General features: G+C 69.6%; 13 protein-coding genes. 5 read left to right on the plus strand and 8 right to left on the minus strand.

Annotated elements, in window-relative coordinates; translation table 11 throughout:
• Positions 1–432 precede the first annotated feature (432 nt).
• The 7 genes from ACWDOP_RS12845 to rimP all read right to left on the minus strand — a co-directional run bounded on the left by ACWDOP_RS12845 (position 433) and on the right by rimP (position 7,706).
• The gene (locus tag ACWDOP_RS12845) at positions 433–1,425 is read right to left on the minus strand and encodes a DHH family phosphoesterase (protein ID WP_456345198.1); all 993 of its coding nucleotides are present in this window, start codon (positions 1,423–1,425) and stop codon (positions 433–435) included.
• A 36-nt stretch (positions 1,426–1,461) separates the two neighbouring features.
• Positions 1,462–1,911, minus strand: a complete 450-nt coding sequence (rbfA, locus tag ACWDOP_RS12850; RefSeq protein WP_454204156.1) for a 30S ribosome-binding factor RbfA — start codon at positions 1,909–1,911, stop codon at positions 1,462–1,464.
• A gap of 27 nt (positions 1,912–1,938) precedes the next feature.
• Complete coding sequence (locus ACWDOP_RS12855; protein ID WP_454204155.1) at positions 1,939–2,229, minus strand: DUF503 domain-containing protein; 291 nt, start codon at positions 2,227–2,229, stop codon at positions 1,939–1,941.
• Between the two features lie 148 nt (positions 2,230–2,377).
• A complete protein-coding gene (gene infB / locus ACWDOP_RS12860; RefSeq protein WP_456345199.1) occupies positions 2,378–5,443 on the minus strand; it encodes a translation initiation factor IF-2 in 3,066 nt (1,021 codons plus the stop codon).
• Between the two features lie 110 nt (positions 5,444–5,553).
• Positions 5,554–5,868 carry a YlxR family protein gene (locus ACWDOP_RS12865; protein ID WP_454203945.1) on the minus strand — a complete coding sequence of 105 codons (315 nt, stop codon included), beginning with the start codon at positions 5,866–5,868 and terminating at the stop codon, positions 5,554–5,556.
• 123 nt (positions 5,869–5,991) lie between these two features.
• A complete protein-coding gene (gene nusA, locus ACWDOP_RS12870; RefSeq protein ID WP_454203944.1) occupies positions 5,992–7,020 on the minus strand; it encodes a transcription termination factor NusA in 1,029 nt (342 codons plus the stop codon).
• Positions 7,017–7,706 (minus strand): ribosome maturation factor RimP, encoded by a 690-nt coding sequence (rimP, locus tag ACWDOP_RS12875; protein ID WP_456345200.1) that lies wholly within the window; start codon positions 7,704–7,706, stop codon positions 7,017–7,019. Before rimP ends, nusA begins: the two co-directional genes overlap by 4 nt.
• 314 nt (positions 7,707–8,020) lie before the next feature.
• Between rimP and ACWDOP_RS12880 the strand changes: the two genes are divergently transcribed.
• The 3 genes from ACWDOP_RS12880 to ACWDOP_RS12890 all read left to right on the plus strand — a co-directional run bounded on the left by ACWDOP_RS12880 (position 8,021) and on the right by ACWDOP_RS12890 (position 10,698).
• Positions 8,021–8,566, plus strand: coding sequence for a hypothetical protein (locus ACWDOP_RS12880; protein ID WP_456345201.1), 546 nt, complete (start codon positions 8,021–8,023; stop codon positions 8,564–8,566).
• Positions 8,567–8,681: 115 nt separating this feature from the next.
• A complete protein-coding gene (locus ACWDOP_RS12885; protein ID WP_456345202.1) occupies positions 8,682–9,116 on the plus strand; it encodes a DUF4439 domain-containing protein in 435 nt (144 codons plus the stop codon).
• Between the two features lie 175 nt (positions 9,117–9,291).
• Positions 9,292–10,698, plus strand: coding sequence for a three-helix bundle dimerization domain-containing protein (locus ACWDOP_RS12890; RefSeq protein WP_456345203.1), 1,407 nt, complete (start codon positions 9,292–9,294; stop codon positions 10,696–10,698).
• 107 nt (positions 10,699–10,805) lie between these two features.
• Here the strand turns inward: ACWDOP_RS12890 and ACWDOP_RS12895 are convergent, their stop codons facing one another.
• Positions 10,806–12,563, minus strand: coding sequence for a proline--tRNA ligase (locus ACWDOP_RS12895; protein ID WP_456345204.1), 1,758 nt, complete (start codon positions 12,561–12,563; stop codon positions 10,806–10,808).
• A 58-nt stretch (positions 12,564–12,621) separates the two neighbouring features.
• Here ACWDOP_RS12895 and yaaA point away from each other — a divergent pair, with 58 nt between their 5' ends.
• Positions 12,622–13,365 carry a peroxide stress protein YaaA gene (yaaA, locus tag ACWDOP_RS12900; RefSeq protein ID WP_454203936.1) on the plus strand — a complete coding sequence of 248 codons (744 nt, stop codon included), beginning with the start codon at positions 12,622–12,624 and terminating at the stop codon, positions 13,363–13,365.
• A gap of 188 nt (positions 13,366–13,553) precedes the next feature.
• Positions 13,554–14,336 (plus strand): alpha/beta fold hydrolase, encoded by a 783-nt coding sequence (locus ACWDOP_RS12905; protein ID WP_456345205.1) that lies wholly within the window; start codon positions 13,554–13,556, stop codon positions 14,334–14,336.
• Positions 14,337–14,369: the final 33 nt, after the last annotated feature.

The raw sequence follows: 14,369 nt of genomic DNA on the forward strand, positions 1-14,369 counted from the left end.
GCCTTGATCCACTACGACACCAGCCAGGTTCCTCGCCGTGTCATCCAGGCCGGTCCGCTGCTGGAACCCGGCGGATACCAGCACCAAAGTTGTTCGACCGCAGCGATTCCGCACCGATCACCCTGGGCCGCTCGACACTCGCCGACATCGCGGGACCAGTGCTGCGGGGCGTGAATCCACCGCATAGCGCACCCGGCCCGTGCAGCACTAGAACGGCGGGGAGTTGTTCGACGATGCCCGCGCGCCATCGCCAAAGGTGTTCGAGTTCAAGGGTTTCGAGTTCAAGGGTTCCGTGCCAATCGAGCTCACGTCCGGCGTATCGCGGGCCCCATCGCGCCCGGCGATCAGCCGCCCGGCGCGCGACCAGCTGATGCGTTGCCAGCGGCTCGACATTCCGGCGCGCGCAGGGCCGGTCGCGTGCGGGGGCGCCGGTCAGTCGCGGGCGAGCTCGGTGCGGAGGCGGTCCACCAGCTCTTCGGGCGTGCCGGTGGCGGAATAGCCTGCGGCATAGCGGTGTCCGCCGCCGCCGAGAACGGTGGCGACCCTCGAGACGTCCACGCCGGGGGAACCGTCCGGGCCCTCGTGGGAGCGCAGGGACACCGTCCAGTGCTCGGCCGAACTCCTGGCCTCCTTGAAGACCGCCGCCACCTGGGCCTCGGATGTGGTGCGGACCAGGTCGACCACGCTCTCGACCTCCTCCGAGCGCACGCCGCCGGTGTCGGCCCGGCGGACGAAAACGTAGACCAGGCCCGCGCCGTGGGCGGCGTCGCGATCCAGCTGGGCGGTCGCCAGCACCCGCGACAGCATGGGCAGCCACGCGAACGGGTGGGTGTCCATCAGGATGCGGGTGATGCCGGGGCCGTCGATACCGGTGGCGAGCAACCGTTCGGCCAGCGCGTGCGATCCGGGGCGGGCCCATTTGAACGAGCCGGTGTCGGTGACCAGACCGGCGTAGAGGCAGTGCGCCACATCGCGATCGATCGGTTCGCCCCACGCGTCCAGGACGCGGGCGACCAGTCCCGCGGTCGACTCGGCGGCCTCGTCGATGACGTTGACCGAGCCGAACCGGGTATTGGATCGATGATGATCGAGCACCAGCGAGACGCGCGCGCCGTCGAGCCGGTCCCGGAGCGACCCGAGCCGGCCAGCGCTGCCGCAGTCCACCGCGACCAGCACGTCGACCTCGCGCGCGACCTTGTCGGCCGGGACGAGCAGGTCGGTCCCGGGCATCGAGCGCATGGACACCGGTAGTTCGGCGGGCTCGGCGAACGAGACCTGCACGGGCACGCCACGCCGGCGCAGCACCTGCGCCAGGGCCAGGCCGCTGCCGATGGTGTCGGCATCGGGCTGGACGTGACACAGCACCGTGACCGAAACGGCGGTGTCGAGAATCGACACCGCCGCGGACAGATCGACCGGTTCCATCACCGGCGGTCTCCTCCCACTGCGCGCGAGCGCAGGTCAGTCTTCGTCGTCGGCGTCGTCGGCGACCTTGTACGGGTCGACGTCACCGGCGTAATTCGCGTTCACCGCGACCTGGGCCACCCGAGCGTCGGCGGCGCGGGCGCGGGCCAGCAGCTCCTCCATCTCCTTGGCGGCGGTCGGCACGGTGTCGAGCTTGAAACCGAGGATCGGGGTGAACTTCACCCCGGTCGCCGCGCCGACCTTGGAACGGAGAATGCCCTTGGCCTTCTCCAGCCCGGCCGCGGCCTCGGTGTAATCGGGTTCGGCGTCCAGGGTTTCCCCCATCACCGTGTAGTAAATCGTGGCTTCTCGCAGATCACCGGTCATCTTGGTGTCGGTGATGGTGACGAAACGCAGCCGCGGATCCTTGATCTCGTATTCGATGGCCGTGGCCACGATCGTGGAGATCCGCTTGGCGAGTCGGCGTGCCCTGGCCTGATCCACCATGGTCATGCCCTCCTCACAGGGATTGGTTCAGTCTTCGGGTCCGAAGACGCGGCGGCGTACCGCCAGCAACTGTAACTCCGGCCGTCCCGCGACATGCCGTTCACACCTGTCCAGCACCTGGCTGAGATGGTCCATTCCCGCACTGACCATCGCCACGCCCAGCAGTGAACGCCGGTGTAGATCGTGATCTCCGCCTTCGACGGCACTCACGCCGAACTTCTGCAGTTCGGCCAGGACCGGGCGGATGACGGAGCGCTTCTGCTTCAGCGAATGCACATCGCCGAGCAGGATGTCGAACTCGAGCGCCCCTACGAACAAGTCGTTGTTCATGTGATGCGCACGCACTTGTCTCTCGAAAAACCGGCGCGCCCGGATGGCGTGCGCAGAACGTGCCGGTATGTGGGGGTCACAGCCCTGCCGGGTCCGGATCGCTCCGGACCCGGCAGGTGTGCTGTGTCGATACCTGTCAGTCGCGCGGCTTCTCGCGCAGCTCGTAGGCCTCGATGATGTCACCCTCGCGAATGTCGTTGTAGGTCAACGTCATACCGCATTCGTAGCCTTCACGAACCTCGGTGGCGTCATCCTTCTCACGACGCAGCGAGGCGATGGTGACGGTCTCGGCGATCACGATGTTGTCACGCAGCAGGCGCGCCTTGGCGTTGCGCTTGACCGAGCCCGAGGTGACCCAGCAACCGGCGATGTTGCCGAACTTGGAGGAGCGGAAGATCTGGCGGATCTCCGCCCGACCCAGCTCGACCTCTTCGTAGATCGGCTTGAGCAGACCCTTGAGGGCCTTCTCGATCTCGTCGATCGCCTGGTAGATGATCGAGTAGTAGCGAATGTCCACGCCTTCGCGGTTCGCCAGCTCGGTCGCCTTGCCCTCGGCACGCACGTTGAACCCGATGATGATCGCGTTCGAGGCCGACGCCAGGTTGACGTTGGTCTCGGTGACGCCACCGACGCCGCGGTCGATGACGCGCAGACGCACCTCGTCGCCGACATCGATACCGAGCAGCGCCTCTTCGAGGGCCTCGACGGTACCGGAGTTGTCGCCCTTGAGGATCAGGTTCAGCTCCGAAGTCTCCTTCAGGGCGGCATCCAGATCTTCCAGGGAGATCCGCTTGCGGCTGCGCGCGGCCAGGGCGTTGCGCTTGCGAGCGTTGCGGCGGTCCGCGATCTGCCGGGCGATGCGGTCTTCCTCGACCACGAGCAGGTTGTCACCCGCACCCGGAACCGAGGTGAAACCGATGACCTGGACCGGCCGCGACGGCATGGCCGCCTCGACGTCGTCGCCGTGCTCGTCGACCATGCGGCGGACGCGACCGTAGGCGTCACCCGCCACGATCGAGTCGCCGACCCGCAGGGTGCCGCGCTGGATGAGCACGGTCGCCACGGGACCACGGCCACGGTCGAGGTGGGCTTCGATGGCCACACCCTGCGCGTCCATGTCCGGGTTCGCCCGCAGATCCAGCGAAGCGTCGGCGGTCAGAACGACAGCCTCGAGCAGCGAATCGATGTTCGTGCCCTGCTTGGCCGAGATGTCGACGAACATGGTCTCGCCACCGTATTCCTCGGCGACCAGACCGTATTCGGTCAGCTGCTGGCGAATCTTCTGCGGATTCGCGCCTTCCTTATCGATCTTGTTGACCGCCACCACGATCGGCACGTCCGCGGCCTGCGCGTGGTTGATGGCCTCCACCGTCTGCGGCATGACGCCGTCGTCGGCCGCGACCACGAGGATCGCGATGTCGGTGGCCTTCGCACCACGGGCACGCATGGCGGTGAACGCCTCGTGACCGGGGGTATCGATGAAGGTGATGAGGCGGTCTTCGGCGTTCACGTGCGTGAGCACCTGGTAGGCGCCGATGTGCTGGGTGATGCCGCCGGCTTCGCCCTCGCGGACGTTCGCCTTGCGGATGGTGTCCAGCAGTCGGGTCTTACCGTGGTCGACGTGGCCCATGACGGTCACGACCGGCGGACGGATCTGCAGGTCGTCCTCGTCGCCCTCGTCCTCGCCGTAGGTGAGGTCGAAGTTGGCGAGCAGCTCACGGTCCTCGTCCTCGGGCGAGACCACGTGCACGACGTAGTTCATCTCGCCGCCGAGGAGCTCGAGGGTCTCCTCGTTCACGGACTGGGTCGCGGTGACCATCTCGCCGAGGTTGAACAGCGCCTGCACCAGCGAGGCCGGGTTGGCGCCGATCTTGTCGGCGAAGTCGGACAGCGACGCGCCGCGGGCGAGACGGATGATCTCGCCGTTGCCGCGCGGCAGCCGCACGTTGGCCACGGGGGCCTGCATGTTCTCGTACTCGGCGCGCTTCGCCCGCTTCGACTTACGGCCCTTGCGGGGCGCGCCACCGGGACGACCGAAGGCACCCGCGGCACCGCCGCGACCGCCACCGGAACCGGGACGACCGCCGCCACCGCCGCCACCGGGACGACCGCGGAAACCACCCGCCGCCGCACCACCGGCGCCGGGAGCGCCACCGGTACCCGGGGCACCGCCCTGGCCACCGCGGTACGGACCACCGGCACCGGCCGGACGACCGGCGCCACCGGGACGCGGACCACCCTGACCCGGACCACCGGGACGACCGCCGCCGGGCGCGGGACGCGCGGCACGCGAGGGCATGGCACCCGGGTTCGGGCGCGGGGGCATCGAGCCGGGGCTCGGACGCGGGCCGCCGGGGCGGGGACCGCCCTGACCCGGAGCCGGACGGGGACCGCCCTGACCGGGAGCCGGACGACCGCCCTGCGCGCCACCGGGACGCGGGCCACCCTGGCCGGGAGCCGGACGGGGACCGCCCTGACCCGGGGTCGGGCGCGGACCGCCCTGACCCGGACGCGGGGCGTTCTGGCCGGGGGCCGGACGCGGCGCCGGGCGCTCGGGCGCCGAGGAGAACGGGTTGTTGCCCACGCGCGGCGGCTTGGGACCGGGCTTCGGGCCGGCCGGACGCGGAGCGCCCGGGGTCGGCGCGGCGCCACCGGCCTGCTGGGCCGGACGCGGGGCGGGAGCGGGGGCAGCCGGACGCGGGGCGCCCGGGGTCGGCCGCTGCTGCGGCGCGGGCGCCGGAGAAGCGGAAGCCGCTGCCGGAGAAGCGGTTTCAGCCACGGGGGGCTTGGGGGCGGGACCCGGCTTGACGGCCGGGCCCGGGCGCACGGCCGGAGCCGGTGCGGCGGCCGCGGGTGCGGCCTGCTCGGCGGCGGGAGCCTTCGGCGCCGCCGGAGCGGGCGCGGGGGCTGCCGGAGCCGGTGCGGACGGACGGGGGGCGCCGGGACGGGGTCCGGAGGTGGCGCCGGGCTTGGGGCCGGACGGACGCGGGGCGTCGCCGGGCTTGGCGGCCGACTTGGCGGCGCCGTTCGCGGGGGCGCTCTTGGGTGCGAGCGACTCACGCAGGCGACGTGCGACGGGGGCCTCCACCGTCGACGACGCGGACTTCACGAACTCGCCCTGCTCCTTGAGCTTCGCGAGTAGTTCCTTGCTCGTGACACCGAGTTCTTTGGCCAACTCGTGCACGCGGGCCTTGCCTGCCACTGCTCTCCTCACTGAGAGGTCGAGCGCGGCAACCCTTTTGGCAAAGGGCGGGCCCGCACGACCTCAGATTATTTCCGATGGTCGATCATCGTTGGTGCTTCACGGTGTGCTCATGAGTGCTCGTGCCTGTTCTCTACGTAATGCTCCAGGGCTGAGATATCCAGATGTCCGGACACTCGTAGTGCTCTGCCGAATGCTCGGCGCCGAACTGCGTTGTTCAGACAAGCCGAAAGGGGGTGCAACCAGGCACCCCTCCCGGGCAGTCTACGCCGAGGATCGGGAACAACCGTGGTTTCGGTTGCCACGACTCGCAGCAGATCGGCGGCCAGTGCGCGTTTGCGACATCCGACGCAGGTCCGCACGGGTGCGGACGAGGAGGAAATCGAAGACTCGCGCTGAGCCTGCGTCCACTCTACCGCTGTCATGTCCCGATCTCCGCATCCGTCCCCGTGGGAAGTTACCAACATGTCATCCGTGGGGTCTGTTTCTTTTTCCGATCCGGTCCGGCCGGGAGCCGGACCGGGACCAAGATCGGCGCCCCGCCGCGATCAAGATCGCTGCGCCTCCGAGCGCACCGAGCCGGCCACATCCGGGGCCGCATCACTGCGAATGTCGATTCGCCAGCCCGTGAGCCGGGCCGCGAGGCGGGCGTTCTGGCCCTCCTTCCCGATCGCCAGCGAGAGCTGGAAATCGGGCACCACGACCCGCGCCGCACGCGCGTCGGGGTCGACGATGGTGACGGAGACAACTTTCGAGGGGGACAGCGCATTCCCCACGAACGTCGCCGGATCCTCGGCGTAGTCGATGATGTCGATCTTCTCGCCGGCCAGTTCGCTCATGACGTTGCGCACGCGCTGACCCATCGGGCCGATGCACGCGCCCTTGGCGTTGACGCCCTGCACGGTCGAGCGCACCGCGATCTTGGAGCGATGCCCGGCCTCGCGGGCCACGGCGGTGATCTCCACCGAACCGTCGGCGATCTCGGGGACCTCGAGGGCGAACAGGCGGCGCACCAGGTTCGGGTGCGTGCGCGAGAGGGTGATCTGCGGGCCGCGCGGGCCGCGCGAGACGCCGACCACGTAGCACTTGATGCGGTCGCCGTGCTCGTAGGTCTCCCCCGGCACCTGCTCGGCCGGCGGGATGACGCCCTCGGCGCCGTGCGCCTCGCTGCCGATGCGGACCACGATGGTGCCGCGCGCGTTCATGCGCGCGTCGCGCTGCACGACACCGCCGACGATGTCGCCCTCGTGCGTGGCGAAGTCGCCGAAGGACTTCTCGTTCTCGGCGTCACGCAGGCGCTGCAGCACGACCTGGCGCGCCGTGGTCGCGGCGATGCGGCCGAAACCCTCTGGGGTGTCGTCCCATTCGGAGATGAGGTTGCCGTCGGCGTCGACCTCGCGGGCCATCACGCGCACGACACCGGTCTTCTGGTTGATGTCGATGCGGGCGCTGGCCTGGTGGCCGTCGGTGTGCCGGTAGGCGGTCAGCAGCGCGGACTCGATCGCGGAGATCACTGTCTCCATCGAGATCCCCTTGTCGGCGACTATCGCGCGCAGGGCTTCGATTTCGATGTTCATTCCACGATCCCTTCGGTCGGTGAATCGGATGCAGCTTCTACGTCTTGTTCGTCTTCGGAGCCGTCGCCGGGTTCGGCGTCGTCCGGGTCTTCGGCGTCGTCACCGTCGCCGGATAGGTCGTGCGCCTGCGCGCCCGGTTGCGGACGGCCGGGGGCGACGCCGCCGGCCAGTTCCAGTTCGGCCGCGCCGGGTGGCGCGAACTCCACCTGGACGACGGCGAATTCGATGTCGGCCAGCGGGACGCTCACCCGGTGCGGTTTGCGCTTGCCGCCCAGGACCAGGGCCACCTCGGTCTCGGAGGCCGCGCCGACGCGGGCCTCGAAGCGGGCCTTGCCCTTCTCCTCCGGGGATTGCACACCGGCGCGCAGGGTGAGTTTGACCTTGCGGCCGCGAGCGCGCTGCCAGTGCCGTAGCTCGGTGAGGGGTCGTTCGACGCCGGGGGTGGTGACCTCCAGCAGGTAGGGGGTCTCGCCGAAATCACCGGCGGCGTCCAGGGCTTCGGAGATCTCCGAACTGAGCACGGCGACGGCGTCCAGGGGCGCGGCATCGTCGCGATCCACCGTCACCTTCACCTTGGCGTGCGCGGTACCGGCAGCCGAAATCGCAACGCCTTCGAGGTCGAATCCTCGGCGTTCGACGAGCTCAGCAACTAGCTGGCTCACCCTTTCCTCGGACGGCATCGGCATGTGGGGCGGCTCCTGGTTCAGTTGTGACGGTTTGAGTTGTGTCCGGCAGTGGAGCGGAAACGCTGAATATCCGCACCGAAGGTCTAGCGTAACGCGCGGAAAGAGTGTAAAGGACCAGCCGATCGTGGCGACTTCGGCATGGTTCGCGCTACCGGCATCGCGGCGTGTCCGTGTCGCGGGTGCGACAGCGGCGGCGACGCGCCCGTGCCGGGGACATATCGATCGAGATCACAGCCTATCGGACGGCCCGGGTGCGGTGAGCACGCCGGAACGACTGGCACCATGTACCCGTGCCCAGCAGTCAGAGCGGCCCTATGGCCGGTGTCACACGCGCGCCCCTACCCGCATATCCGCTGGACCGCCGGGCGGCAGCCACCCTCGATCGCCGGGCCGCCCTGCGATTGGCCGGCGGCGGCGCGCTGGTCGTGACCGCGCTCGGGGCCGGGACCGCGTGCACCCGAGAGGAAGCGCCCGCGCTGCCGGATCCGCTTCTGGCGCAGGAGGAGTCGGCGCGCAAGGACGCGGCCGCGGCGACCGCCGCCATCGCCGTCGCACCCGATCGCGCGGGGGTGCTGCAGGTCATCGCCACCCAGCGCACCGCGCACGCCGACGCGCTGCGGGCCGAAATCGACCGCGTGGTGGGCGTTTACGGCGACGGCACGGTGCCGAGTCAGCGCAGCGCGCCCATCTCGGCCGCCGCGCCCGCGACGCCGCCGTCGGTCGCGCAGGTGCAGGCCGCGCTCACGGGGGCGCAGCGCTCGAGCGGCGAGCTGGCGGTGCAGTTGTCGGGGTATCGGGCCGGGCTGCTGGCCTCGATCAGCGCCGCGTGCGCCACGCACGCCGGGGTGCTGCTCGCGTGAGCCATGCCTGCGGGCGGCTCGGCACGGGCGCCGCACACGAGCGGACGGAATACAGCGGGAGCGCGCGGGCGCGCACCGGACCACGGCACATCATTCGGGCGGGGAGGAACACGGTATGAGCGGGGCGGATTCGAAGGCGCTGGCGGACGCGCTGAGCGCGGAGTACGCGGCGGTGTTCGCGTACGGGGTGATCGCGGCCTACGCGAATCCGGATCGGGAGCGACTCGTGGCGGAGTACACCGCCGCGCATCGGGCCCGCCGGGACGCGACCATCGACGCGTTGAAGGGGCTGGACGCCGCGGTGCCGGCGCCCGCGGCCGCGTATCCCAGCCCGGTGCCGGTGGACGACCCGATCCCCGCGGCCAAGCTCGCGGTCGTGGTGGAGACCGACACCGCGACGGCGTGGCGGGCCGCGGTCGAGGCGGCGGCGACGCCCGAGGTGCGGCGCACCGCGGTGGAGGCGCTCACCGAGAGCGCGCTGCGGCTGGCCACCTGGCAGTCGATCCTGGGTGTGAATCCGGCGACGGTGGCGTTCCCGGGGCAGCCCTGAGATAAGCCGAACGCACGCAATTCCCGGCCCGCACACCCGAATCGGTGTGCGGGCCGAGCCATTTCCCGTACACCGATCCTGAAAGCATCGCGAATTGCGAGTAAGGTCGCACCGGCGCGGTCCGATGTATTTTCCTGCCGCGCAATCAATTTCCGGTGGGAGTCGAGGAGAGATTGTGGCGGTCGATGCGGCCCGGGAAGAAAAAGCACTGCACGCGGTGACGAATCGCCTGGTGGAACGCTATGTCGAGGTGCATACAGCGGAGCAGGTCGAGGCCGTGGTCGGTACGGTGCGGCGGCGGTTCGATGGGCATGCGGTGCGGGAATTCGTACCGATTCTGGTGGAGCGCATGGCACGCCGGGAACTGGATCCGGACGACGCGAAAGTCGAACCGGAACAAGTGGATACGGAATTGTCCACGGCAATTCCATTGGCCGACAATTCGAATTCAACGCGTAGTCATCTATTCGACACCTTGGACCTCTCGGTGTTGCGGCGGCGATCGGTTCTGCTCGGTGCGGGCGCGCTGGTGACGGTTGTCGCCGTCGCGGCGTTCGCCGCTGTGCGCGAGCCGGATCCGGCGCCGGTGGCTCCGGTCGCCGCGCCGCTCGCCACCGTGCGCGGCGTGGTCGGGTCGGAGAAGGTCGCGTTCTTCGAGGATCCGCGGGTGGCCGAGGTGCTGGCGCGCAACGGGATCCGCGCCGAGGTCGATCCCGCCGGTTCGCGGCAGATCGCCACCTCGGTGGATCTGGCCGGCTACGACTTCGCCTTCCCCTCCAGTTCGGCCGCGGCCGAGCGCATCCAGCGCGGGCGCGGGGTGAGCGCGAAGTACACCCCGTTCTCCTCTCCCATGGCCATCGCCACCTTCGCGCCGATCGTGGAGTTGCTGACCGCCGCGGGGATCGTGACGCCCGGCGCGGCACCGGTTTTCGACGTGGAGAAGTTCCTGGCCCTGGCCGAGCGCGGGGTGCAGTGGGATCAGCTCGCGGGCAACACGACCTACCCGGTCCGCAAGAACGTCCTGGTCGGGACGACCGACCCGCGCACCTCGAACTCCGCGGCCATGTACCTGTCGGTCACCGCCTACGTGGCCAACGACAACACCATCGTGCGCGGCGCGACCGCCGAGGCCCACGCCCTGTCCCGCATCTCCCGCCTGTTCACCCGCCAGGGCTACACCGAGAACACCTCCGACGGCCCGTTCAAGGAGTACCTGGCCGCGGGCATGGGCCCGACCCCCATGGTCTGGATCTACGAATCCCAGTACGTGGCGGCCGCGGTGAACAACCAGCTGAAGCCCGGCATGGTGCTGATGTACCCCTCCCCGACCGTGCTCTCCCAGCACACGGTGATCCCCCTGAACGACGACGGCGACCGCCTGGGCAAACTCCTCGCCACCGATCCGGACCTCCAGCGCCTGGCCGCCGACCACGGCTTCCGCCCCAACGATCCGTCCCTGTTCACGAAAGTCGCCGCCGACCACAAGGTTCCGGTGAACCCCACCCTGATCGACGTCGTCGACCCGCCCGACTACGACACCCTCGAACACCTGCTGGACGGGGTGGCCAGGGCCTACAACTAGACCCGGCGTCCCACCCGGACCCGCGGCCGACGCCCGGCATCACCTCATAACCCGGCGAGCCGCACACCCGAAGGTGCGCGGCTCGCCGGGTTGCCGGGGCAGCGCGATCAGCCGCGGACCTTCGCGATGATCGAGGCCACGGCGGTCTCGGCGGGGAACTCCTCGCTCTCGCCGGTGAAGCGGTCGCGGAGCTCGAGCTTGCCTTCGGACCAGCCGCGGCCGATCACCACCACCAGGGGCATGCCCAGGAGCTCGGCGTCCTTGAACTTCACGCCCGGGGAGGCCTTGCGGTCGTCGAACAGGACGTCCAGGCCGGCGGCGTTCAGTTCGGTGACAACCTTTTCCGCGCCTTCGCGGGCGGCGTCGTCCTTGTTCGCGATGACCACGTGCACGTCGTAGGGGGCGATCTCCTTGGGCCAGCGCAGGCCCTTGTCGTCGTGCTGCTGCTCGGCGACCACGGCCATCATCCGGGAGATGCCGACGCCGTAGGAGCCCATCGTCAGGCGGACCGGCTTGCCGTTCTCGCCGAGCACGTCGACGTCGAACGCGTCGGTGTACTTGCGGCCCAGCTGGAAGATGTGGCCGATCTCGATGCCGCGCGCGGACTCCAGCACACCCTTACCGTCCGGCGAGGGGTCGCCGTCGCGGACCTCGGCGGCCTCGATGGTGCCGTCGGAGGTGAAGTCGCGGCCCGCGACCAGGTTCACGTAGTGCTTCCCGGCCTCGTCGGCACCGGTGATCCAGGCGGTGCCCGAGACCACGCGGGGATCGAGCAGGTAGCGAACGCCGTTGGCCAGCAGCGCCTTCGGGCCGATGTAGCCCTTGACCAGGAAGGGGTTGGCCTTGAAATCCTCTTCGGCGAGCAGCTCCACCTCGGCGGGCTCGACCGACGCCTCGAGGCGCTTCTCGTCCACCTCGCGGTCGCCGGGCAGGCCGATGCCCAGGATCTCGGTCTTGCCGTCCGGGTAGCGCAGCTTGACGATGACGTTCTTCAGGGTGTCCGCGGCGGTGACGGGACGGCCGAGCTGGTCGGCGATGCCGTTGGCGTTGGCCCACTCCACCAGCTTCGCGATTGTCGCGGTGTCCGGGGTGTCGTGCTCCTCGGCCGCGGCCAGACCCTCGAGGGGGATCTCGGCCGGAACCGCGGTGACGACGGCCTCGACGTTGGCGGCGTAACCGGATTCGCGGCTGATGACGTAGGTGTCCTCACCGACGGGGCTGTTGGCCAGGAACTCCTCGGACGCCGAACCGCCCATGGCGCCGGAAGTGGCGGCCACGATCACGTACGAGACGTTCAGGCGATCGAAGATCTTCTGGTACGCGCCGCGATGCGCCTGGTAGCTGGCGCTGAGGCCCTCGTCGTCGAGATCGAAGGAGTACGAGTCCTTCATGACGAACTCGCGCCCGCGCAGGATGCCCGCGCGGGGACGCGCCTCGTCGCGGTACTTGGTCTGGATCTGGTACAGCGTGACGGGCAGATCCTTGTAGGAGTTGTACTCGCCCTTCACCGTCAGCGCGAAGAGTTCCTCGTGGGTGGGCCCGAGCAGGTAGTCCGCGCCCTTGCGGTCCTTCAGGCGGAACAGCGCGTCGCCGTACTCGGTCCAGCGATTGGTCGCCTCGTACGGTTCGCGCGGCAGCAGCGCCGGCAGCGAGATCTCCTGGGCGCCGATGGCGTCCATTTCCTCCCGGACCACGTTCTCGATCTTGCGCAGCGTGCGCAGGCCGAGCGGCAGCCACGAGTAGATGCCCGGCGCGATGCGGCGCACGTATCCGGCGCGGACCAGCAACTTGTGGCTGGGCACCTCGGCGTCGGCGGGGTCATCGCGCAGCGTGCGCAGGAACAGATGCGAGAGACGGGTGATCACGGATCCACAGAGTAGCCGCTGCACACGCGATGCTCACAAGGCATTACCGTGTTGGCTCGTGCTGGTGCTGCTGCCTCCCTCCGAAACCAAGTCCGACGGTGGCTCGGGCGATCCACTGAACCTGGACTCCCTCGCGATGCCGCAGCTCACGGCGGTCCGCGACAAGCTGGTCACCCAGCTGAGCCGGCTGGCCGCCGATCCCGACGCCTCGCGCTCGGCACTGGGTCTGGGCAAGGGGGCTGACGCGGAGATCGCGCGCAACGCCGCGCTGCGCTCCTCGCCCACCCGCCCGGCACTGGACCGCTACACGGGCGTGCTCTACGACGCCCTCGACGCGGCGTCGCTGACCCGGACCCAGCGGGCCAAGGCCGACGCGCGCCTGGCCATCGGGTCGGCGCTGTTCGGCGTGGTGCGCGCGGGCGATCCCATTCCGGCGTACCGGCTTTCGGGCGGATCGAAGCTGCCGGGCCTGCCCACCCTGCAGTCGGTGTGGAAGCAGGTGCTGCCCGAGGCGCTGCGCGCGGAGACCGACGGCGAGCTCACCGTGGACCTGCGCTCGGGCACCTATCAGAATCTGGGCCGCATCCCCGGCGCGGTCACCGCCACCGTGCTCACCGAACGGCCCGACGGGAGCCGAACGGTGGTGAGCCACTTCAACAAACACCACAAGGGCCTGCTCGCCCGCGCGCTGGTGCTGACCCGTTCGGAACCGGCCGACATCAACGGCCTGGCCCGGGTGGCGGAGAAGTTCGGTCTGCGCATCGAAATCGCTTCTCCCACTGAACTTCTGGTGCTCACCTAACATCGCGCACGGTAAGAAGGCGCCGGAATTACAGCACCCCGCCGGCCGGGCCCACGGCGGCGGCCCGGCCGGACCGCACGCGCTCGGGCGCACTGTTACCGGCCGGAAGCGATCGGACAGCACCACAGCCGAATCCGCTTCCGGTTATGGTGGCGAACAGTGGGCGATGGGAGATTGCTGTGCCGTTCGTGAGTACTGCCGGAGCGAAAGTTCATTACACCGACACCGAGGCCGACGGCCCGGTCGTGGTGCTCAGCCACGGATTCTTTCTCGATGAGGAGATGTTCGCGCGTCAGGGGGCCGGGCTCGCACCGGATTACCGGGTGATCGCCGTCGACGCGCGCGGGCACGGACTGACCGAGGACTACCGGGATCCGTTCACCTATTGGGATCTGGCCGAGGACGTCTGGGCGGTGCTCGACGAACTCGGCGTCGACGAGGTCGTCGCGGGCGGCATGTCGCAGGGCGGGTACACCGCCCTGCGGATGGCGTTGCAGCAGCCGAGCCGGGTGCGCGCGCTGGTGCTGATGGGCACCTCGGCCGAGCCGTACGATGTCGCGGCGCGCGAGCGCTATCGCGGAATCATGACGGCGTGGATGGAATCCGAGCCGTTCCATCCGCTGGCCGCCATGATCGCCAAGAACATGATCGGCGGGACCCCGGCCGAACAGCAGTTGTGGATCACCAAGTGGTGCAACAGCGATCGCGGACGGCTGCGCCTGGCGGCGGACTGCCTGATCGAGCGGGATTCGGTGGCCGAGGCGATCGGCGGGTTGAGCTGTCCGGCGCTGCTGGTGCGCGGTGAGCACGATCAGGCCGAGAGCGACGCGGACATGACCGCGCTGGCGGCCCAGCTCGGCGGTCCCGCACGCTTGCACACCGTGGCGGGGGCGACGCACGGGGTGAACATCACCCATGCGGCGCAGGTGAATTCGCTGCTGCGCGAGTTCCTGGACGCGCTACCGTCCTGAGAAGCGGCGAAAGGTGTTGCCCGGCAGTCCCGG

This window comes from Nocardia sp. NPDC003693 (assembly GCF_053981095.1).